We start from the raw sequence: 21,635 nt of genomic DNA on the forward strand, positions 1-21,635 counted from the left end.
CGACTGGCTGGTCCGACCGCCGACCGGCTGGTCAGCCCCTTCGTCCGGTGGCCCGGGCCGCCGGACTGCGGAGCGCGGTCTCGACGAGGCCGGTGTATCCGACCTGGCCGGCACGGTTGGGGTGGTAGGACTCGTTGAGCGGCCAGGACGTGCCGTTGATCCATTCGACGTCGTCACAGACGGCGTGTCCGGTGAACGGCCCCCGGGCGTCGACGAAGCCGAACCGGTGCGCGGCGGCCCGTGCCTGGATGGTGGTTGCCAGCAGGTCGGCCGCCGCGTTGAGTTCGGCCTGTTCACCGGGGGAGATCCGGGCGATCAGGTTGCACTCCTCGCCGTTGAACAGCCTGGGATAGCCGACCACGACCACCCGGGCGGTGGGTGCCAGTTCGCGGATGCGGGTGTAGAGCTGGTCGAGGCGGCCGGGCAGGACCGTACGGATCTGGTTCTCCGCGTTGTCGATCTCGCCCCAGCAGGTGTACGGCCAGGGCTTGGCGCACTGGGTGATCACCGATCCCCAGCCGATGTCGTTTCCTCCGGCGGAGACGGTGACGTAGTTGGTCGCGGCGTTGAGACTGGCGAGCTGTCCGGTGAGCACACCGTTGACCCGGGCACCGGAACAGGCGGCGAAGGTCAGGGCGGCACCGAGCCGTGCGGCGGTGAGCACCGGATAGGCGTGCTTGGAGCGCAGGCAGTCGCCACTGTCGGGGTAGTACTCGCGGGTGCCGGTACCGGAGGAGTAGGAGTCGCCGAGGGCGGTGTAGGTGAGCGGCTCGGCGTGGGCCGGCGGGGCGAGGGCGAGTACCGCCCCGAGGGTGGTGACGAGGGCGATGGCGAGGCGACGGAGAAACATGACGATCTCCTGGCATTGGAGCCGGTGGATGTCAGGTTGGCAGAAATATTCGTCGCCGGGAAGTGGCTCTGTCGAGATCCTTCAATTGATGCCAGGCGACCCGGCCTGGACGCCGGCAGCACCCGTAGCCGTGGATGCTCAGGCACCGGAATCCGACTAGGCTCCGCTGGTGTCCGAGGATCGGTCGTCCGTCGAAGAGGGAACGTCCCGCGTTCCGTCCGGCGCTGCGTCGACCGGACCCGCCCCCGACCATCACCCTGGCGGGCCACCGTTTCCGCCGGCTACGCCGACCAGCTCGGGCGCCCACCCACCGGCCCGGACGGTCCGGGCCGGTGTGGCCGTACCAGGCACGTCGAACGAGCGCAGGAAGGGCGTCGAATGACCGAGCCGGGAACGTCGTGGCGGCGGCCGGCCGTCCGGTCCAGGGGCGTCGCGCGGATCGGACCCGTCGCCGGCGACCGGGAGGTCGGGGCTTCCGCAGCGTCGACCGGGGTCGGCGGGGAAACCGGGCCGGGCCGCCCGCGTCAGCCCGGCATCGGCCGGCTCGGCCGGGAACGGGCGCTGTCCGCCACCGTGCTCGGGTTCACCGGTCCACCCCGCGTCGTGGCGTTCGTCAGCGGCAAGGGCGGTGTCGGGACCACCAGCACCGCCGCCGCGGTCGCAGCGACGCTGGCCGTCCTGGTGCCGGGGACGGTGGCGCTGGCCGACGTCCACAGTGGTGCCGCGTCGTTGGCGCAACGTCTCGGGGGTGTTCCGGGAACCGACGCGACGACGTTCGCCACCGGCACCGTCGACCCGGCCCGGGCGGCCGGGGTCGCGGTCGTGGACGGTACGCCGTGGGACACCCCGCTGCTGCGTCCGGCTCTCGTCCGTCTCGTCATGGACCTGCGCGAGGACCACCGGTACACACTGTTGGACATCGGTGACGACGCCAGCGACGTCGGCCACGCCGCGTTGGCCCGGGCGGACCGCGTGGTCGTGGTCACCACCGGCGCGGCGGACGCGGTCGCTGCCACCGTGCGGACGCTGGACCGGTTGCGTGGGATCGATCCGGACCGGGCGGAGACCGCCACCGTCGTGGTCGTCGGTGCCCGGCGGTTCGGCCGTCGGGAGGGGACCGGTCGGCCCATCCTGCCCGTGGCCCGGGAGCGGATCGTGATGGTGCCCTGGGACCCGGCGTTGCGGGACGGGGCCCTGATCGACCTGGAGCGGCTGAGGCGCAGCAGTCGGGCGGCGTACCTGCCGGTGGCCGCCCCGGTCAGCGCCGACCAGCCGCAGAGCGGCGACCCGGCCCGAGGCTGACGGCCCGAGGCTGACGGCCCGACCGGGCGACCGGGCGACCGGGCCGGGACCGGGACAGCCGGGCAGGCCACAGTGGATTTTCATGCTCCTGTGCGGGAGCCGTTGGGTGACGAGTGAACCTCACGTACTCTGTGGCCAAGTCTCGTCCGAAGTTTCGCGGCGGCCTGGCGAAAATCCCTGTTGGTTACCGTCGTGGTCCGGAGGTCCGGCTCGTGAGATGGATCCGTGTGATCGGTGCCCGCATACGCCGTGGGTTCTCCGGCGTGATGGTGATCGCGGTGGCCGGGGCCCTGGTCGGCACGGTCTTCGGCCTGGGCGCGATGGGGCAGGCCCCGGAGATCTTCGATGGCAGTGCCTGGCTGTGGAGCCGTTCGGCGGGGGAGGTCTCCCGGGTCAACGCCAGCTCGGGGCAGATCGACCTGCGTCAGCCGGTCGTCGACTCGCGCGGCCACCGGGTGCGCATCACCCAGAACGACCAGTACCTGATCCTCCAGGACCTGGACACCGGTCGGATCACCTCGGTCGACCTGACCCGGATGGGTTTCTCCGGTGCACTCGGGACCGAACAGAACAACGACGTCGCGGTGCTGCTGTCGAAGAGCGACGCGGTGCTGGTCGACCGCACCCGGGGGCTGGTCCGGACCGTCGATCCGGCCAGCCTCCAGGTCAGGGGCGAGCCGCTTCAGTTGCCCGCGCCGCTGGTCGGTGGTGCCTTCGACACCTCTGGTGTGTTGTGGCTGGGACTGCCCAGCCAGGGCACGGTGGTGGGAGTCTCGGTGACGAGCGCCGAGGTCGACGTGCTGCGTACCGTGCCGGTCGCCCCACCCGGCAACGATCTGGCCCTCACCGTGCTCGACAAGGGCGCGCTGGCGGTCGATCGCACGACCGACCAGATGGTCGCGGTGGTCGACGACAAGGTTCGCCGGATCACCGCCCCGACCCGACTCCACAGTGCGCTGGTGCCGGACCGCACGGTGGGTCCGCTGGCGGCCGTCACCGTCCCGCAGGCCCGGGTGGTCGTCACCGTCGAGGACATCGGCCGGGGCGGTCCGGTGCACAGTGTCCCGCTGCCGGCGGGCGAGCCGGTCGAACAGCCGGCGTTGCCCTTCGCCGGACGGATCTACGTTCCCGACCACGAGAAGAGCCGTGTACGGGTCTACACCGCGTCCGGCGGTGAACTACCCGAGGTGCGGGTGACCAGGGCCAACGGTGATCTGGAACTCCAGGTACGCGAACAGCACCTCTTCATCAACGCCCCGGACGCCCCGGTCGCCGCCGTCGTCGACAGCGCCGGTCAGGTCCGGGTCGTCGACAAGTACGGCCCGGAGGCTTCGGTGCCGGAGCCGACCAGTGGCCCGGTCGACGGGGCGTCGCCGACGCCGGACCCGACCACCAGGCCGGGCGACGAGGGTGCCCCCACCGCCGGCCCGGGCACCGGCCCCGACCCCGGTCAACAGCCGGACGACACCCCGCAGCGACCGGCGGGCAACTCCCGCCCACCGGGGCCACCGGTGCCGGTGACCGTCCTCGCCGGTGACAACCAGGTGACCCTGAACTGGGGACGTGCCGCCTCCGGTGGGGCTGCGGTGGACCGTTACACCATCTCCTGGGACGGCGGGGAGACCCGGGTCGGCGGGCGTACGCTCTCGACCGTGGTGCGCGGTCTGCGCAACGGCCGTACCTACCAGTTCCGGGTGACCGCCCACAACCGCTACGGCGACGGACCACCGGCGCTCTCCGAACCGGTGGTGCCGGTCGACCGAACCCCGCCCGCGCCCGGCGCCCCGACAGCGCGACTCGAGGGGGGACGGGTCGTCGTGAGTTGGGCGGCGGTCAGTGGCGCAGTCGAGTACGTGGTCACCCCGCTGCGGGGCGGGCGCTCCGGTGACGACCCGCCACGTACCGTCCGGGGCACCTCCACCGAGTTCGCCGGCCTCACCTACGGCGCGTCGTACACCTTCGTCGTGGTGGCCCGTAACGACGCCGGTGGCGCGGGGCCGGCCAGCCCGCCCAGCAACGCCGTGACGCCCTATAGCGTGCCGGGGCAGCCGGGCAAGGTGTCGGGTCGACAGAGCGGCACCAACAGCTACCTCATCACCTGGACGGCGGCGAACCCCAACGGTCGGCCGGTGCAGTCCTACCTGGTACGGGACGGCAACGGCCAGCAACTCGGCCGGGTCGGCGGCGCTGTCCGCCAACTCACCGTCACCGCCACCGGGCTGACCCGGGTCTCGGTCAGCGCGGTCAACGAGGCCGGCGAAGGCCGGGCCCGGACCGCGAACGTGACCCAGGCCAGCGCGCCGCAGGTACGGATCACCGGGGTGTCGGCGACCTCGACCTCGGCCCGGGTGTCCTTCACCGTGGCGGCCAGCGGCCTGCCACCGTCCTGTGTGACCCGGGTCGGCGACAGGCCCGCGGTTTCCGGCTGTGGTGGGTCGACCACGGTGTCCGGACTGTCGCCCAACCGGCGGTACGTGATCACCGTCGAGGTCACCACCGCTGCCGGTACCAACCGGGCCACCGGCGAGGTGACCACGCCGTGGCCCACGATCGGTGGAACCGTCAGCTGCCAGGACAGGCCCTCCAACCCGGACCCGCTCTACTGCACCGAGACCGGTGGGATCCGGGTCTTCGCCACCCCGAACTACCGGCCGGGCACCGAGGTCGGTCGGGTCCGGGCCGGCTCCGGTATCACCGTCAACTGCCGGGTCACCGGCAGCAACGTCAAGGCCGGGCCGTACAACAACGACAAGCAGAGCAACCAGTGGTTGCGGATGCCCAACGGCAACTACATTGCCTGGGCCTGGGTGACGCTGAGCGGGGGCGACAACATCAACTCCGTTCCCAGTTGCTGACCTGTCCGGTCCCGACCACGCCGGCGATTGCCGTACCCGTTCGCTGCCTACTGAAGGAACCAGTGTGTCCCCGCTGACCCCCGACGAGACCGCCGACTACGCGACAACCTTCGAGAACCTGGCCGAGGCGGTCTCCACCGTGGTGCTCGGCAAGCCGGACGTCGTCCGGATGGCCCTGACCGCCCTCTGCACGCAGGGTCACCTGCTGTTGGAGGATGTGCCCGGGGTCGGCAAGACCACCCTGGCCCGGGCCATCGCCGCGGTCGTACGCGGACAGTGGCGGCGCATCCAGTTCACCCCCGACCTGCTGCCCGCCGACGTGGTCGGGGTGACCATCTTCAACCAGGCCACCCGGGGCTTCGAGTTCCACCCGGGGCCGATCTTCGCCAACATCGTCATCGCCGACGAGATCAACCGGGCCTCGCCGAAGACCCAGTCGGCGCTGCTGGAGGTGATGGAGGAACGTACCGTCACCGTCGACGGCACCCGCCACCCGGTGCCGCAGCCGTTCCTCGTCGTGGCCACGCAGAACCCGGTCGAGATGGACGGCACCTACCGGCTGCCCGAGGCGCAACTCGACCGGTTCCTGATGAAACTCTCCGTCGGCTACCCCGACGAGGAAGCCGAGTTGGAGGTGATGCGCGGCGCCGCCCAGCGCTCACCAAACCGGCTCCAGCCGGTGGCCGACACCACGGACATCGCGAGGATGATCGGCATCGCCGAGCGGGCGGTCGTACACGACGAGATCTACAGCTACATCCGGCGGATCGCGGTGGCCACCCGCCGCCATCCCGAGATCCGGCTGGGGCTCTCCCCACGTGGCTGTGTCGCGCTGGCCCGGGCCGCCCGGGCCTACGCCCTGAGCTTCGGCCGTCCCTACGTGCTGCCGGAGGACGTCAAGTCGCTGGCCCCGGCCGTGTGCGCACACCGCCTGATCCTCGCCCCGGACGCAGCGCTGCGTGGACTGTCCGGTGGCGACGTCGTCACCCAGGTACTGGCCGAGGTCGCCGCACCGCACGTGGGTGCCGCCCGTTGAGACCGACCGCGCGTGGCTGGACCGTACTGGCCAGCGGCGCGGCGCTGCTGGCGTTGGGGCTGATCGGCGGTTACCGGGAACTCGTCGTCCTGGGTGGTGTCGGTCTGCTGGCCGGGTGCCTGGCCGCCGCCTGGGTCGGTTGGCCGGCCCGGATCGCCGTCGACCGCACCGTCCAACCCGACCGGGTACGCCGGGGCGAGTCCTGCCAGGCGATCATCGAGATCCACTCGGCCGCCGGTCGTACCCGACTGCTGCACGTCACCGACTTCGTCCGAGGACCGACCGGGGAACGCCCGGTACCCGTACCCCCGATCCGGGTCCGGGGCGGCATTCCGACCCGGACCGGCTACGCCCTGCCGACCGACCGGCGTGGGGTGCTGACCGTCGGCCCGGTACGGGTGGGACGACGAGACCCACTCGGGTTGTTCGACGCCCGCCGTCGGGTCGGCGCGACGAGCCGGCTCGTCGTACGACCGCACTGGCACCGGCTGCGTGGGCTGCCGGTCGGCACCACCCCCAGCTTCGACGGGCTGGTCGACGGGGCCCGGCACGGCAGCATCGCCTTCCACTCACTGCGGGCCTACCGACCCGGCGACGAACTGCGCCACGTGCACTGGCGGACCAGCGCCAAGGTGGGCGAACTGATGGTGCGGGAGCACGTCGACACCGCCCTGCCCCGGGTGGTGCTGCTGCTCGACGACCGCGTCGAGGCGTACCCGCCGGACCTGGACGCTTTCGAGGAGGCGGTCGAGGCGGCGGCATCGGTACTGGTCACCACCGCCGGCACGGAACTGCCGGTCATGCTGCGGCCGGTGTCCTGGCGGTGGCTGGCCGAGGGGACGGCCGCCGGACTGGACCTGCTGGCCGAGGTGCAGCCGGTCACCGGAGCGGACCTCGCGGCGGCGGTGCACCGCCTGCGTCGGGACCAGCCCGCAGACACCCTCGTCGTGGTCACCGGCCCGGAGGCGGATCTCGCGCCGGCCGCGGCCCTGGCCGCTGGCGATGGCAGCGGGACGGTGCTGGTGGCGGTGCTCGGTCGCAGTTCGGCCGGGCGGGTCGCACCGTCCGGCCTGACGGTGGTCACCGCCGAGACGGCGGCCGAGTTCGTAGCGCGCTGGGACAGGACGGTTCGATGAGGGTACGGACGGGCCTCGCCGGTACGGCGGTGGTGGTCGCCACCGTCGCGGCGGTGCTGCCGGTGACCGGCATGTACGCGTCCGGCCCGCTACCGCTGCTGCTGGCCGTCGCGGCGACCGGCGGGGCCCTGTCCGGCGCGGGACTGCGTGGGCTGCGGTTGTCCTCCGGCACGACGTTCCTCGGCGGGCTGCTGGCACTGGTCGGGGCGTTGCTGGTGGTGGCCGCCGTGGCGGTGCCCCGGTCGGACGCAGCGCTGCCCGGTGCCGTGTGGGCGGCGGTACGGCACGCGGGAGCACATGTCCTCACCGGCGCGGCGCCGCTCCCGGTCACCCTGGACACCGTCGCGTTGCCGTTCTGCGCCGCCTGGCTGACCGCCCTGGCGGCTGCCCTTCCGCTCCGGGCACGCCGCCCCACGTACGCGGCCCTGCCACCGGTGCTGCTCTTCGTCGCGACCCTCGTCCTGGTCGGCCCCACGACGACCCCGGCGTACGTGCACACCGCCGTGCTGGTGGCCGCGCTCGCCGTACTGCTCGGCGTGCTCGGGACGGACGGCGGCGGCCGGCGGCGCGGAGCAGCGGTCGCGGTGCTCACCGTCGGGCTGGCCGTCGTGGCGGTCGGGGCCGGTCCGGTCCTCACCGGAGGACTCGACCGCCAGCCGCCCGACGTACGCGCCCACGTGGTGCCGCCGTACCAGAATCCCGAGCAGCTCAACCCACTGAGCCTGCTGTCGGGCTGGGCGACCGACCCGGCACGCCCCCTGTTGGAGGTACGCGGTGACCAGCCGGTTCGGCTGCGCTGGGTCACCCTGCCGGAGTTCAACGGCGTCACCTGGCTGCCGGCGCGTGACTACCGGGCGGCTGGCGCGCTCCTGCCCGTGGCCGAGTTGCCCGGACGGACCACCTCCGTGCGTCACGAGGTGACCGTGACCGGGCTGACCGGCGGCTGGTTGCCGGTCCCGGAAGGCGTCCGCGAGGTGCGTGGCGTCACGGTAGCGGTGGACCGGGACACGGCCACGCTGGCGGTCCCGGGCGGACTGCGGCCCGCGACCCGGTACACGGTGGCTGCCGGGGTGCCGGTGCGCGAACCGGAACGACTCGCCGCAGCGGTACTGCCCGTCGAGGCATCGTTCGACCGTTACCGGATGCTGCCCCCGGGTGGGCCACCGCAACTGTACGAACTGGCCCGTGCCGCCGCTGGCGGTGCCAGCAGCGGCCCGTACCAGCAGGCCAGCCGACTGGCCGAGTACCTGCGTCGGGAATATCGGTTTGACCCCCGGGCGCCGGGCGGCAACGGCTATCCGAGCCTGGACCGGTTCCTCAGTCAACCGACCGTGGCCGGTGGCGGTCGCGGTACGTCGGAGCAGTTCGCCACGGCGTTCGTGGTGCTGGCCCGGGCGCTGGGCATACCGGCCCGGGTGGTGGTCGGATTCCGGGCCGGTCAGCCGGTCGGCGACGGGCGCTACCTCGTACGGACCGGTGACGCGGTCGCCTGGCCGGAGGTGTACCTCGCTGACGTCGGCTGGGTCGAGTTCGATCCGACGCCGGCACCGGCTGAGCAGGTGGACCGACCCACCGCTGCCCGGCCCGCGCTGACCCCGACGCCCGGCCCCGAGGTACGCCCCGACGACGGTTCAGGTGTCGGTGACGAGTTCGAACCGCTGGCCGGGCCACGGGACGGTGACGGTGGTGAGCCGTTCTCCTCCCGGCTGGGCGGCCTGGCCGCCGTACCGGCCGTGCTGCTGGCCCTCGTCGTCGCCGTGGTCGTGCTGCGGTTGCGGCGCAGCGCCGTCCGCCTCCGTCGGCGTGACCCGGCCGGACGGGTGCTCGGCGCCTGGGCGGAGCTGCGTGACGGACTGCGACTGACCGGTCGTACGCCCGACGATGCGCTGGTCGTCGCGGAGGTGGCCGGGCTCGCGGCCGACGCGGTCGGTGCCCCGGTGGCAGAGCGCGTCCGGTCGGTCGCCGCGCTGGTGAACGGGATCGCGTACGGCGGTGTCGAACCGGACCGCGACGCGGCCGAGCGGGTGGCGGTGGACGTGCGTGCCTGCCTGCGGGCGTTGCGCCGGGGCGCTGGCCGTAGCCGACGGTGGACCTGGTGGGCCGACCCTCGGCCGCTGTGGTGGCGGTGACCACGCCGGGCAGGTCCACGGCGGAGGGTCGGTAGCGTTGCCCGTTCGATCCACGGCGGAGGGTCGGTACGCCCCGCCCGCTCAGTCCGTGGGGCTCGGCGTCGGACCGGTGGTCGCGGTCACCGAACGCCGGGTGCAGATCTCACCGGAGTGGGCGACCTCGTCCACGGAGAGCACCGCGACGACGATGAAACAGTATTCGACGGTCGGGTTGAGACCGTTCACCCGTACCGAGGTCGCGCCCCGGGGCGCATTGGCCAGGTTGTCCGGCTCCCGACCGGCCGGTCCGCCGACCACGTAGAACGCGGCCTGTCCGCCGCTGGGGTCGCGCCAGGTGAGGGTGACGGCGATCCGTTCGTCGTCGAGGCGTACGTCCTGAGGGGCGGCCAGGGTGACGACCGTGGCGGCCGGCGGCGGGGGAGTCGGGGTGGCGGCCGGCGACTGCCCGTCCGGTCGGAGCAGCGCGGTGAGGAACACCGAGGACATGCCGATGACCGCTGCCGTGACGCCGATCGCGACGAGTCGCAGCGGGCGACGGCCGGTAGGTGCTGCCGATCCGGCTGGTACCGACGGGGCCGGTTCGGATGCCACCGCGGGTCCGAAACCCGGGACCGGGTGGGGGGCCGGCTCGACCGCCGGTTCGGGCGGGTCAATGTCGGGGTGGTGCTGGGCGTCCGGTGGACCGTCGGGGGCGGTGACCGGACGTGCCCAACGTTCGTCCGGCTCCGGACCGGCCACGGCTGCGGTTGGTGGTTGAGTGGGTGACGGGTGTACCGGGGCGGGGTCGACCACCTCGGTGTGCTTCCCCTCGGCACCCGGTACCGACTGCGCGTCAGTGGCTGTAGGTGGCGATCCGGCGGTTGCCGCCGTTGACGCATCCGGCGATCCGGCGGTGGTCGGCCGGTCCGCGGCGCGGGGTGCGCTGCCGGACGGTCGGACGCCTGCACCGTCGGTGGTGCCTCCGGTCGGGGCACTACCCGGGGCCGGAATCTCGATGACCAGCCCGGTGGTCGGATCGTCGCGGTGCGGGCTGTCCGATCCGGCCGACTGCGGCCGGGCCGGCTGACCGGTGGGTGACGAGCCCTCGCCGGGCCAGGGCTCGCTGCGGTCGAGTAACGCCGCGCCGAAGTCCGAGGCGTTCGGGTACCGCCCGGCCGGCTCCTTGGTCAGTGCCCGGAGCAACGCCGCCTGCAACCATCCCGGCACGTCCTCGCGGGGCACCGAGGGGGCAGGCAGGTGCAGGGCGTCGTCCCGGTACGCGAACGGGTCGGGCGACGGGTCACCGGGCGCGGCGAACGGAGGATGTCCGGCCAGCAGTGTCCACAGGGTGGAGGCCAGCCCGTAGATGTCGGATCGGGCGTCCTGCGGTTGCCGTAGCAGCGCCTCCGGTGACGCGTGCGGCGGAGTGAGCCGGTCGAGAGCGACGGTTCCGGCCAGTTCGTCAGGTACCGCCGCGATGCCGAAGTCGGTCAGCACGGGACCGTCCGGGCCACGCAGGATGTTGCCCGGAGTCACGTCGCGGTGGATGACGCCGGCGTCGTGGGTGGCCTGTAGTGCTGAGGCCACGGCGATCCCGACCCGTACCGCCTCGGCGACGGACACCGGGCCGCCACCGGCCAGCAGTTCGGCGTAGGAGCCGTCCGGGTAGTAGGGCATCGCGAGGAACGGCCGCCCGTCGTCGGTACGCCCCGTGTCGAGCACCTGCACGATGTGCGGATGACGCGGCAGGTGCCGGAGTCGACCGAGTTCCGTGCTGAGGCCGACGGTGGGCTCCACCCGTAGCACCTTGAGCGCCACCGGGGTCTCGTCGGCTTCCCGGATTGCGTGGTACACCGTCGCCTCCGGTCCGCGCCGGATCCGGTCGAGGATCCGGTAACCGGTCAGGGACGGCCCGGTGGGCGGCGACGCGGGCATCAGCGGACTCCAGCAGGAGCGTGGACGACGGAACCATCGGCGTGGACGACGGATCCGAACGCCGGTTGGCGTCGCCGCTCATTGGACATGCCACACTTCCAGTCGGTCACAGGAGCGTGCCCAGCACCGAACGGTCACGGACGCGACCGGCCGGGTCTGATCGTAGCCGCTACGGACCGTGTTTCAACATCATGTCGAACCGCCGTCGAGCCACCCGATGCTCGATTGTGGACCAACACCACCAGGCGGGTGACAAACTGAACGCCGGACCCGTCGGGCCCGGCGTTCAGTCCGATCACGTACGGAGTCAGTCGGTGGATTCGTCCGACAGCGGGAATCCGTACCGGCTGGCGTGGTCGGGATCGGTCGGGTCGATCTGACGGATCCCCTCGTCGGCCAGCCGCTTGTTGATTTCGTCGAGGTTGTCGCGGACGAGCTGCGCCTCCTCGTCGGTGATCTTGCCCCGGTGCGGCTTGCCGGCGTGCTCCAGCGTCGCGTAGTCGAGCTTCTCGGCGGCCTTACGGGTGGCCTTCGGTGGACGGATCCGCTCGGCGGTACGCAGCAGCTGTGCCATCGGCACGTCGGTGGCCAGCGTGTCGAACTCACTGGCGGTCAGGGTGACCCGGCGAGGTTCACCGCCCCCGTGACTGTCGTAGATCTCCACCACCGCGACGTCCAGGGCGGCGTCGTCGATGCTCTCGATCTCGATCGGCCTGGCTTCCAACTGCACGGGGCCGGCGACGAGGTCCGGGTGCTCCAGGACGACCACGCGTACCACCGCGTCGTCGGGCTGGAGAACCTTGCCGCTGAAGTCGGAGACGTGAACGGTCTTTCTACCCATGCTTGGGACTTCTCCTGTCGGATGGTGCTGCCAAAACCAGGAGACGAAATTACCCGACAGGTGTGCGAATGATGGCTCTAGGGGCTCCGGCTGCGAGTGTCGCCGTCGACCAGGTCAGTCGTCAGCCGGACGCTGCCGCAGGGTCGGCACGGCGATGAACGTCGTAGCGGCTCCGCGTACCTGCCGGGGCCACCGGGGGTCGGTGGCGATGTCGTAGACGGCCTGCCGCACCGAGTCGTTGGCCGCGAGCGTGGCCAGCACCGACAGACACTCGGCAGCGACCGGGCCGGTGCCCTCGTACCACTGGCGTAGCAGGGCGGCGAGCACCCCGTCGCGTACCTCCGGGGGAGCCGGCACGCCGACGGAGAGCAACTGGCCAGCGGCCACCACCCGGTTCCCGTCGCCGCCGGCCAGTTCGGTGAGGAACGGGCCGATCTCCACGTTCGCCCGGGCCAGCACGAGCCCGGCCATCCCACGGGTGGCCGGATCGGCCAGCAGTGCCAGCCACTGTCCCTCGGGCCAGGACCTGGCCAGCGGGCCCGCCGCGAGGTACTCCACTACGCTGCGGGCCACCGGCTCGACGTCGACCCCTCGGGGTACGAAGAGACCGGTACCGACGAGCAGCGAGGCGATCCGGCTGGACCAGTCCGGCAGCAGGCTCGACGGTGCCACCGGCGCCCGGGTGTCGGCCCACGAAATCACCGACGGTACCGCCTGCCCGGTGCGCAACCACCCGTCGGCGGCGGTCTCGAACAGCTCGCCGAGCTGCTCGTGCAGCCAGGTCGCGACCATCGCCCCGGTCCTGCCCCGATGGCGGAGCGCGCTGCTCACCTCGTTGACCGCTGTGCCCCCACCGTCGAACAGATGGGCGACAAACCGGTCCAACAGCACGGCGCGGTCCGGCGCGCGGTCCGGCGCGCGTTCCCAGACCAGCGCGGCGAGTGTGACCAGCAGCGGGTTGTAGGCCAACTGCCCCAACCGGGCCCGGTTCAGGTCCGCGCAGAACCGGTCCCGGTCGCCTACCGCCCGGGTGGCGTCCGGCACCCGCGCGGCGAACCACTGCCCGGCGAAGGCCGACCGGTCGGACTCGTCGAACGGCAGCAGCAGATGCTCCGCGAAGTATGCCCGTAACGCGGTGGTTTCCTGCTCGGCCAGGGGACGGGTGGTCAGCAGCAGCCGGTACGGGTGGTCCGTGCGCCCGGCCCACTCCCTGAGTTGGCCGATCACCCGGGACCGGGCGTTGGCGTCGATGATCTGGTCGAGCCCGTCGATCAGCACCAACCAGCGGGCCTGCCGCTGCGGGGCCCGGTGGGGCAGCCACGGCGGCAGTTCGTCGCGGTACGTCTCCACGATGGCCTCGGGCAGCGACCGGCCGACCAACGTGGTCGCCGAGATGGCCAGTCCCGCCTCAGCCGGCTGACCGCCACGGACCCGGGGCCGGGCCGTCCCGTTGCCGGACCTGGAGCCGGGCCTGGACCAGCGTCGGGCCTGTTCCCGTAGGGCGTGACTGATGAAGGAGGTCTTGCCACTACCGGCCATTCCGACCAGCAGCACGTGCCGATCCGAGCGCAGCAGTTCCTCGGCGGCCAGCGGCGGTCCGGATCCGGAGTCGGTGCGACCGGTGACCCGCTGGGGTACGTAGATCGCGGCCAGTGGCGAGACGCTGCCGTCGAGGAAGCGGTACGCGTGGGTCAGCACCCCACCGAGTTGCCGGTTCAGCAGACCGCGCACCGAGTCGGCCGCCTCGGTGCGGCTGGCCTTCCTGCGCCGCCAGGCGGCGATGCCACCGAGCAGGGCGAGCAGCAGTGCCAGGGACGTACCGACGATCGAGGCGATGCTGTCGGCGTCGCTGAGCACGTCAGCGTCCACCGGTGGCGGCGCCGCTGACGAAGTCGTACCGGCACCGCTCACAGAACCTTCCCCGCCGCCGGGTCTGGCAGTTGGGGCATGGTTCGTCGGGTACCGGTGCCTCCGGCTCGGCTGGCACGGGAACCACACCCCTGGACATCCCGGCGACGTCGGCTGGTCCGGCGGTACCCCAGGCCTGGGTGTGATGTCCGGTCACGGTCGGCACCTGCCAGTGCCCCGCGTCCACGTCGGGGCGTAGCCGGACCTGGCCGGCAGCGGCGTCCCTGATCTCCACCACCCGGGCGAAGACGGCCAACTTGTCGTGCGCGCCCGCCTGATAGGCCAGGGCCACCGCCCGGCCCATCAGTGTCTCGGCCTCGGCCAGTCGGCGCTGGTCGAACGCTTCCCAGGCGGCCCGGATCGCCCCGGCCAACTCGTGCTGGCGGGTGTAGTGGGCGACCGTGGGATTGATCCCGGTGTACCGGGCGATGTCCTCGGTCCATTCGACCGACACGGCCGACTGCCCCACCTCGTCCGCCGCGTCGGTGCCGGCTTCGCCCGATCGGGGTACCAGCAGACTCAGCCAACCGACCCGACGGGTCTCACCAGCCGCCATCGGCTGCACGGACAGCCCGACGTGGTAGTCGCGGTGGCCGTCGCCCCAGGCCCCGATCGGATAGTCCGTGGTCTGCTCGTCCACCCGTTGGGCCAGGTCACCGAGGTCGGCGATGGTCGGGTGCACCTGCTTGACGAAACGCACCGTGGCCAGCGCCGAGGTGCGTACCCGCAGCCGTACGTCGCCCACCCGTTGGTTCATGGCCGTGCTGATGATGTCGGTGAACTCGCTGGCCAGGCGGTCGAGATCCGCCACCGGCACCACCGGGTTCGCGCCGAGCGCGTCGGCGATGCGCAGCAGTTCCGTGCCACGCCAGGTATCCACTCCGGGGCGGTCGGAAATGGCCCGGCAGTCGACCGTGTACCGGCCGGCGCACTCGGCCAGCGCCTCCTCGAGCGTCGCCAGTGGCTCGCTCTCGTTCTTGCCGTCGGTGAGCAGGATGGCGTGCCGGATCGCGTCGGCCCGGTCGGTGAAGAGCCGGCGGGCGAGTTGGAGCCAGGTACTCATCGCGGTGCCGCCGCCCGCGCCGATCCGGCGCAACGCCTGTTTGGCGGCCTCCCGCCGGCGGGCGTCGGCGGCGACCAGGCGGATCTCGTTCGGGTAGATCATCTCGGCCCGGTGGGTGCCGGCGACCACCGCGAAGTGCACCCCGTCGCGTAGCGCGTCGATCGCCGAGGCAGCCGCCCGGCGGGCCTGGAACAGTTTGGTCGCCGGCGCGCCCATCGAGCCCGAGCAGTCCAGCATGATCACTTCGGCCAGTTGGGGTCCGGCCGCGTCCGGTTGGTCGCCCGGGCCCGCCGACCGGCTGCCCCGTACGGTGGCGATGACGTCGACCAGGCTGCCCTCGGTCGGCAGGTACCTCTCGTAGTGCGGGGTGATGTCGAAGCTCGGACGAGTGCTCACCGGCCTACCCTCCCTGGAATCCGTCGACCGAGCCTCACGTCAGGGTCCATGGTCGTACCTCGTTCGCCCGGTCCACCAGCGCGATTCGTTCCTGTCGGTGCATGCTCTGCCGGGCCAGCGACCGGTACGCCCGCTCCAACCGCGCACGCAGTGGCCGCTCCCTGAGCGGGACGCCGAAGACCTGGCCGGAAGCGTCGCGTTGCCGGGGGAGTACCCAGGCCAGCGCGCCCTCCAGCACCTCTGCGGTCAGGGTGTCGCGAGTGGAGCCGGTCAACGGCAGGGCCTCCACCGACTCGGCCGCCTCCACCAGATCCGCCTCCGCCGGCCCGGTTGACAGGCCGGTGCCGAGCAGGACACGGATCTTGGCGATCTGCGCCGGTGTCCGATGGCTGACCGTGTCCGGTACCTGGTCGAGGGCTTCGGTCGCCCCTCGTCGGTCGCCCTGCCGTAGCCGGGTCCGGGCCAGCCCGAACACCGCGCTGATCGAGGATCGACCGGTGGCCCAGACGGCGGCGTAGTGCCGGGCCGCCGTCATCAGTTCACCGTCCAGTTCACAGGCTGCCGCGTAGCCGAGCCGGGCCGCCAGCTCGCCGGGCAGCAGCCCGTACACCGCGTCGAAGTGCCCGCGGGCGGCCGGGACGTCACCGACCGCGAGCGCGATTAGCCCTCGATGCCAGCGCAGCCGCCAGTCCTCGGCATCGACGTCGGCGCGGGCCGCCGCCTCGGCCAGCGCCTCGGTGGCGGCTTCCGGATGCTCGGCGTCGAGATGCGCCCGCACCAACCGGAGCAGCACGTCCCGGGTGCGCTCGGGGGCCCGACCCAGCATGGCGATCAGTTCCGCCGGGCGGGCCGCCCCGATCGAGCCGAGGAAACCGGCACCCGGGTCCGTCAGGTCGACCAGCGGGGCCGGCAGGGCCGTCGCGACCGTCGCCGCCGGCACCGGCTCGGCGAGATTGTCGTACGCACCGAACGGCCGGGGGGCGATGCCGAACAGCGCGGAGGCCTCCGGCGGTGGTTCCTTGCCCCGCTCGGCCAGCACCTGGCGCAACACACCACGCACCTGGATGTGCATCTCGACGGCACTGCCGAACCGGCGGGCCGGATCCGGGTCGGTGGCCCGGGCCAACAGCCGGTGGTAGGACTCGTGCTCGACCAGCAGCTGCGGCGTTTTCTCCGGCAGTTGACCGTCCGGAAACCGGCTGACGTACTGCCCGGTGCTGGCGGCGAGGCTCAACGCACCGAGGGTACGGCCCACGGTGTACAGGTCGGAGCGGACCGAGGCGGCCCGGGCACCCTGGGTACGGATCTCGGGTGCCTCGAATCCCCGCGTCCCCAGCAGCGGGCTGTCCAGGTCACCGATCCGTCGGGCGGCCCCCAGGTCGAGCAGCTTGAGACGGTGGCCGACGTGCATGACGTTGTCCGGTTTGAGGTCACAGTAGAGCCAGCCCTGGTCGTGCAGGTGCTCGAAGGCGTCCAGGATGACCATCCCGTACGCCAGCACCTGCTCCAGCGGCAACGGGCCGGAGACGCCCCAGCCGACCGGCCGGGGGCGCATCTCGTCCAGTGACCGGCCACCGACGAACTCCATCACGATGTACGGCGTACCGTCGGCCGCGTCGGGCCGGACGAAGTCGTAGATCTTGACGATGTTGGGGTGGTCCAGCGCGATGAGCGCCTTCCGTTCGCCGACGAACGCCTCGGCCGACGCGGCGTCCTCGGCGGCCCGCTGCCGCTTGAGCACCCGCCAACTGCCGTCCATGTCCTCGTCGCGAGCAGCGAAGATCCACCCCATGCCGCCGTAGCCGATGCAGCCCTCGATCAGGTAGCGCTGCTTGATGACGTCACCCTGGTTCAGCGGCGGTACGAAGGAGAACGGTGTGCCGCACCGGGGACAGAATCCCTCGGTGAGGCCGGCATGGCCGCCCTCGGTACGCCCGACCGGTCGTCGGCAGGTGGACTTGCCGCAGATCCGGGCGGGCTCCGGTACCGCGTGGTCGGTACGGATCGCGGCCAGCGGGTCACGGGGTGGCACGACCGGCATCTCCACCAGCCCGAACCAGGGTCGGGTGGCGCCGGTGGACACCGAAGCCGATCCACCCGCACCACCGCCGGCCAGTGGGTACGGCGGCCCCGGCGATCCGGTCGATCCGGCGCCGCTCCATCCGCCGGCGCCACCGGCGACGCCACCACCTGAACCGACGCCTCCGCCGGTGCCACCACCGCTTGGACCACCACCGCTTGGACCACCACCTGAACCGACGCCGCCGCCCGGCCCGGTGCCGCCACCGACTGCTCCACCACCGCTGCCGATGTCGGTGCTGCCAGCCCCGCCACCGGCCTGGTTGGCGCAGTGATGTCCCCACTTCAGGCAGAAGCCGTCCACGTCGACGATGCCCGGACAGTCCCGGGCGAGACAGGTCGTCACGGCTGTGTCTCCTCGTTGACCGCGCTCTGATAGCGCCACACCGCCTGGTCCGCGGCCGAGGCATCGAGTGGCTCGGCCCGCAGCAGCCGTCTGGCGTCGTCGTACAGGTCGGTGAGCGTCAGGTCCTCGGACCGGCCGAGGCTGATCGCCTTGTGCCGGAAGGCCTCCAGGCGTCCGCGTAGTTCGACGCGGAACTCGGCCAACCGGCGTCGGTGGGTCGTCGCCGCCTGCCGGGTCTGCGCCGCGCCCGCCATCGCCGCCGCCACGTCGGCTCTGAGTGCCGCTGGGAGATCCGCCTCGTCCGCTGCGGCCCACCATTCGGCTCGCCGACAGCGCAGTTCGAGCCCGCGAAGCCGAGCCCGCAGCGACCCGGCGCGCGGTTCGGGCGGGCCGGCGGCCGACTCACCGGGGACGGTGGTGAGACCGCGCCACGCCAGACGGGCCTCGGCCTCCTCGGCGTCGAGCCGGCCGATCAGCATCCGGAGTTCGTCGACGAGGTCCGGCAGCCGGTCTCGAAGCTGCTCGGCCTCGACCAGTTGGGCGTCGACCCGTTCGAGTCGGGTCGCCAGTCGGTCGCGGTGCTGGCTCCAGGCCGAGCCGGGCACGGCACCCAGTGGATCCCGTTCGGCCTCGGTCTGTAGTACGGCGAGATCGGTCCGCAGGCCGCTGAGCACGGTCTCGGGTACGACCACCGCACCCGATCGGCCACCGAGGTCGGCTATCCGGGTGCTGATCCCGGCGAGCTGACCGATCGCCGAGGCGCGGGCCGCCGAGACCGACTCGGTGACCGCCATGACCGTTGCGTGGTGTTCCCTGGCCGAGGCGATGACCTCCGGCAGCGGCATCCGGATCACCTCGGGCGGTGCGCCGGTGAGTGAGGTCAGCACCACCTCACAGGGCCCTCGCAACAGTTCGTCCAGTTCGGTCGGATCCGCTGGCCGGGTGGGCTGCCGCTGGCGTACCAGGCTGGCCCGGTCGAGCAGATGCTGGGCGGCGGCGAGGTGCGCGGCCAGGGCGTTGATCTGCCACTGGATGTCCTGCCAGGCCCGGGCGGTCTCCCCGGTGGCGTCGTGCCGGTCGATGTGGCGGTAGCCGTCGTCGGCGGGTACGACCAGCGCCTGCGCCAACCGGGCGCACTCGGCCCGCAGCCGGTCCAACTCCGTACCCGGGTGATCCTGTTCCAGGGTCATGGTCACGCTCACATACCCGGTGGCCATACGGGGTTGGGACCGTAGCGTGCCGGTGGCGGTCCGGTGTCGGGATGCTCCGGCAACCAGGTGCGGTGCATTTCGGCCCAGCGGCCGTTGTCGCGGAGCTTCTGCAGGACGTGGTTGACGAACTTGACGAACTCGGTGTCCTCCTGGCGGAAGGCGATGGCGTGCGGCTCGTCGCTGAACCAGGTGCACTCCGACCTCGACTCGTCGTACCACTCGCAGGACGTGTCGCCGGAAGGGCGGGACGGCGGCGGCTGCGTGACCAGCCGGGTGGAGGGATCCAGGTCCTTGAGCCCCAGCAGCACGTTGTGGTCGGTGGAGATCGCCTCGACCTGTCGCTGCTGGAGCATGACCAGACAGTCGGTCCAGTTGGGCACCGCCACCGGCACCGGCTTCTCCGGCCGGTCGATGAGGTGCCCGATCGAGGTGGTGCCGGTGGCCGCGCAGACCGGCTTGCCGCCCAGGTCACCGATTCCCTGGTACGGCGAGTCACCCCGGACCAGCACGGTCTGCCCGGAGTCCAGATAGTTGGTGGAGAACGCCACCTCGGTGGCCCGTTCACAGGTGGCGGTCATCGAGTCGGCGACGATGTCCACAGTGCCGTCCCGCAGCCGGTTCTGCCGCTCGCCGGAGGTGACCACGACGAACCGGATGGTGTCGCGGGGGTCGCGTCCGGGAAACAACTCCTTGGCGATCTCGACCAGCAGGTCGATGTCGAAGCCCTTGAACTCCCCGGTCGCCGGGTCCCGGTGGGTCATCCGGGTCATGGTCTGGTCCACCCCAGCACGGATGTAGCCCTGGTCGACGAACTTCCGGGGTGGAGTCGGATCGGCGGCCAGGCTTCGGCGGGCGTCACACTCCGGCACCTTCTTCGGGGGTCGGGGGGACGCGGGTTGCTGCGCCCCGGCCGGTCGGGGTGAGGCCACCGGCGGCGGCTGGTATCCGTTACCGCAGCCGGCGGTGCCGAGTAGCGTCGTGATCAGCAGCCCGGCGGTGACCCGGCGGGTGGCCGGCACATTCGTCACTGGTACTCCCTCACTCGCACCCAGATACCCACGGTCACACCCGCCGTCGCGATCAGACACAGCACCAGGACGACCGAGCCCATCGAGTCCGGCGCGTGGGGTGTGCGGGCCAGTTCCCGGAAGATAATCTCCTCGCGCTCGTCGATCTTGCGGGTCAGTTCGGCGTCGTACCGTTCGAACGCTGTCGCGACGCTGCCCTGGGGCAAGGCAGCGGCGATCGCCGCCGCGTGCTCGCCGACGAGTTCCTTCTGGTGGATGTCCGCCTTCTGCGCGGTACACCAGGCGGTGATCAGGCCGCTCATCGGCGCGGTGTCCGGATTGTCGAGATCGGTGCAGCCAGCGTTGTCCTCGAACCGCTTCTGCAGATCCTCCAGGCCGAACTCGTTGCTGTTGCCACCGAGCCGCAGGTGGTCGTCCGAGCGGGCCTGGAGGGCGGAACGTTGCACCCGGATCAGCTCCCAGTGCTCGTCCATCTTCGGGCCGGTCACCGACAACCGCTGGTTGGCCTGTGGCCAGTGCCGCCACGATGCGACCAGCCAACCCACCGTGCCGAGCATGGCGGCGGTGGCCAGCACCAGGCCGAGGCTGATCCGGCGCTTGGTCCGGGTGCGCAGGTAGCGCTGGCTCCACCAGAGCGCTCCGATCACCAGCACCGGTACGCCGATCGACGCGAACAGCGCCAGCTGGCCGTCCTGGCGGGCCTCGCGCAGCCGGGCGGTCTCCTCGTCCCAGAGCCGTTCGGCCGCCGGTAGCAGGATGCTGCGCAGGTATCCGGACGCCTGCCGGAGGTAGGCCGCACCGAGCAGCGCGTTCTTCGGCTCAGCTCGTGGATCCCGGGCCAGGTGTTGGGCCTTTTCGATCAGCCCGACGTAGACCGGCAGCTGGTTGGCGATCCGGGCCAGACCCGCCGAGCGGTCGGGATCGGCACCCACGTAGCCGGCCGACTCGCCGAGTAGCCGGCGTACCTCGGACAGCGCCTGCTGGTAACGGTCCTCCAGTTCGCCGCGCTGGCTGGAGTCGGGCGGAGCCAGGAACCGGCCGGTGGCCGCCGCATCCGCCTCGGCGAGTGAACGGTAGAGGGCCTGGGCGTTCCCGCTCATCCGGGCGGCGCTGGTCACACTGTCCCGACCGGCGTCGGCCGCAGCCTGCGCCGCGAGTCCGCCGACGATCGCGGTGACGCCGAAGAGCAGGGTCAGGCCCAGCCCGATGAGCAGCATGCGGTTGGGGGTCGGCGTGACCAACCGGCGCAGGCGACCACGACGGCCCGACCGGGTCGCCGGTCCCGAGGTTGTGGCCAAGGTCGCCCCGGCCATGGTCAGCAGCTCGCGGCTGTGCCGTCAGGCTGGTGCCCGCGGCACCATTTATGGCGGAGATTCACGCACGCAATGCTACTGAGAACAAGCGACCGGTAAGGATCCCGCGACACGCCTCTGACCGGTATTTCCCGGTCAGGGTGGCGGATACGGCGGCCTGGCGGTGGTTTTGACCCTGAATCGTACGGGTGCGGGCGCGGCGGTCCGGGCCGAGAAACCTGCCGTAAC

14 protein-coding genes are annotated in these 21,635 nt (G+C 71.9%); 5 read left to right on the top strand and 9 right to left on the bottom strand.

What is annotated here, in order from left to right:
* Nucleotides 1–31 precede the first annotated feature (31 nt).
* Nucleotides 32–850 (bottom strand): SGNH/GDSL hydrolase family protein, encoded by an 819-nt coding sequence (locus ACFQ4H_RS04130; protein WP_377567108.1) that lies wholly within the window; start codon nt 848–850, stop codon nt 32–34.
* Nucleotides 851–1,228: 378 nt separating this feature from the next.
* Between ACFQ4H_RS04130 and ACFQ4H_RS04135 the strand changes: the two genes are divergently transcribed.
* The 5 genes from ACFQ4H_RS04135 (at nt 1,229) to ACFQ4H_RS04155 (ending at nt 9,308) form a co-directional block, all read left to right on the top strand.
* Nucleotides 1,229–2,152 (top strand): MinD/ParA family ATP-binding protein, encoded by a 924-nt coding sequence (locus ACFQ4H_RS04135; RefSeq protein WP_377567110.1) that lies wholly within the window; start codon nt 1,229–1,231, stop codon nt 2,150–2,152.
* Nucleotides 2,153–2,364: 212 nt separating this feature from the next.
* Nucleotides 2,365–5,007, top strand: coding sequence for a fibronectin type III domain-containing protein (locus tag ACFQ4H_RS04140; RefSeq protein ID WP_377567112.1), 2,643 nt, complete (start codon nt 2,365–2,367; stop codon nt 5,005–5,007).
* A 64-nt stretch (nt 5,008–5,071) separates the two neighbouring features.
* Nucleotides 5,072–6,043: an AAA family ATPase gene (locus ACFQ4H_RS04145; RefSeq protein ID WP_377567114.1), complete on the top strand. Its 972-nt coding sequence runs from the start codon at nt 5,072–5,074 to the stop codon at nt 6,041–6,043.
* Nucleotides 6,040–7,179, top strand: a complete 1,140-nt coding sequence (locus ACFQ4H_RS04150) for a DUF58 domain-containing protein (RefSeq protein ID WP_377567116.1) — start codon at nt 6,040–6,042, stop codon at nt 7,177–7,179. Before ACFQ4H_RS04145 ends, ACFQ4H_RS04150 begins: the two co-directional genes overlap by 4 nt.
* Complete coding sequence (locus tag ACFQ4H_RS04155; protein WP_377567118.1) at nt 7,176–9,308, top strand: transglutaminaseTgpA domain-containing protein; 2,133 nt, start codon at nt 7,176–7,178, stop codon at nt 9,306–9,308. The genes ACFQ4H_RS04150 and ACFQ4H_RS04155 overlap by 4 nt, the downstream gene beginning before the upstream one ends.
* Nucleotides 9,309–9,389: 81 nt before the next feature.
* Here the strand turns inward: ACFQ4H_RS04155 and ACFQ4H_RS04160 are convergent, their stop codons facing one another.
* From ACFQ4H_RS04160 to ACFQ4H_RS04195, 8 genes are all read right to left on the bottom strand, one after another.
* Nucleotides 9,390–11,222, bottom strand: coding sequence for a protein kinase domain-containing protein (locus ACFQ4H_RS04160; protein WP_377567120.1), 1,833 nt, complete (start codon nt 11,220–11,222; stop codon nt 9,390–9,392).
* Between the two features lie 307 nt (nt 11,223–11,529).
* Nucleotides 11,530–12,063 carry a hypothetical protein gene (locus ACFQ4H_RS04165; RefSeq protein ID WP_377567122.1) on the bottom strand — a complete coding sequence of 178 codons (534 nt, stop codon included), beginning with the start codon at nt 12,061–12,063 and terminating at the stop codon, nt 11,530–11,532.
* Nucleotides 12,064–12,177: 114 nt separating this feature from the next.
* Nucleotides 12,178–13,974 (bottom strand): NACHT domain-containing protein, encoded by a 1,797-nt coding sequence (locus ACFQ4H_RS04170; RefSeq protein WP_377567124.1) that lies wholly within the window; start codon nt 13,972–13,974, stop codon nt 12,178–12,180.
* Nucleotides 13,922–15,430, bottom strand: coding sequence for a VWA domain-containing protein (locus tag ACFQ4H_RS04175; protein WP_377567126.1), 1,509 nt, complete (start codon nt 15,428–15,430; stop codon nt 13,922–13,924). The genes ACFQ4H_RS04170 and ACFQ4H_RS04175 overlap by 53 nt, the downstream gene beginning before the upstream one ends.
* Before the next feature lie 34 nt (nt 15,431–15,464).
* Nucleotides 15,465–17,855: a tetratricopeptide repeat protein gene (locus tag ACFQ4H_RS04180; RefSeq protein ID WP_377567128.1), complete on the bottom strand. Its 2,391-nt coding sequence runs from the start codon at nt 17,853–17,855 to the stop codon at nt 15,465–15,467.
* Nucleotides 17,852–19,051, bottom strand: a complete 1,200-nt coding sequence (locus ACFQ4H_RS04185; RefSeq protein WP_377567130.1) for a hypothetical protein — start codon at nt 19,049–19,051, stop codon at nt 17,852–17,854. Before ACFQ4H_RS04185 ends, ACFQ4H_RS04180 begins: the two co-directional genes overlap by 4 nt.
* Before the next feature lie 2 nt (nt 19,052–19,053).
* Nucleotides 19,054–20,094, bottom strand: a complete 1,041-nt coding sequence (locus ACFQ4H_RS04190) for a transporter substrate-binding domain-containing protein (RefSeq protein WP_377567132.1) — start codon at nt 20,092–20,094, stop codon at nt 19,054–19,056.
* On the bottom strand, nt 20,091–21,407 hold the full coding sequence (locus tag ACFQ4H_RS04195) for a hypothetical protein (RefSeq protein ID WP_377567134.1): 1,317 nt from the start codon (nt 21,405–21,407) through the stop codon (nt 20,091–20,093). Before ACFQ4H_RS04195 ends, ACFQ4H_RS04190 begins: the two co-directional genes overlap by 4 nt.
* Nucleotides 21,408–21,635 lie beyond the last annotated feature (228 nt).

The sequence above is a fragment of the Micromonospora sonneratiae genome (assembly GCF_042679305.1).
Lineage (GTDB): Bacteria > Actinomycetota > Actinomycetes > Mycobacteriales > Micromonosporaceae > Micromonospora_H > Micromonospora_H sonneratiae.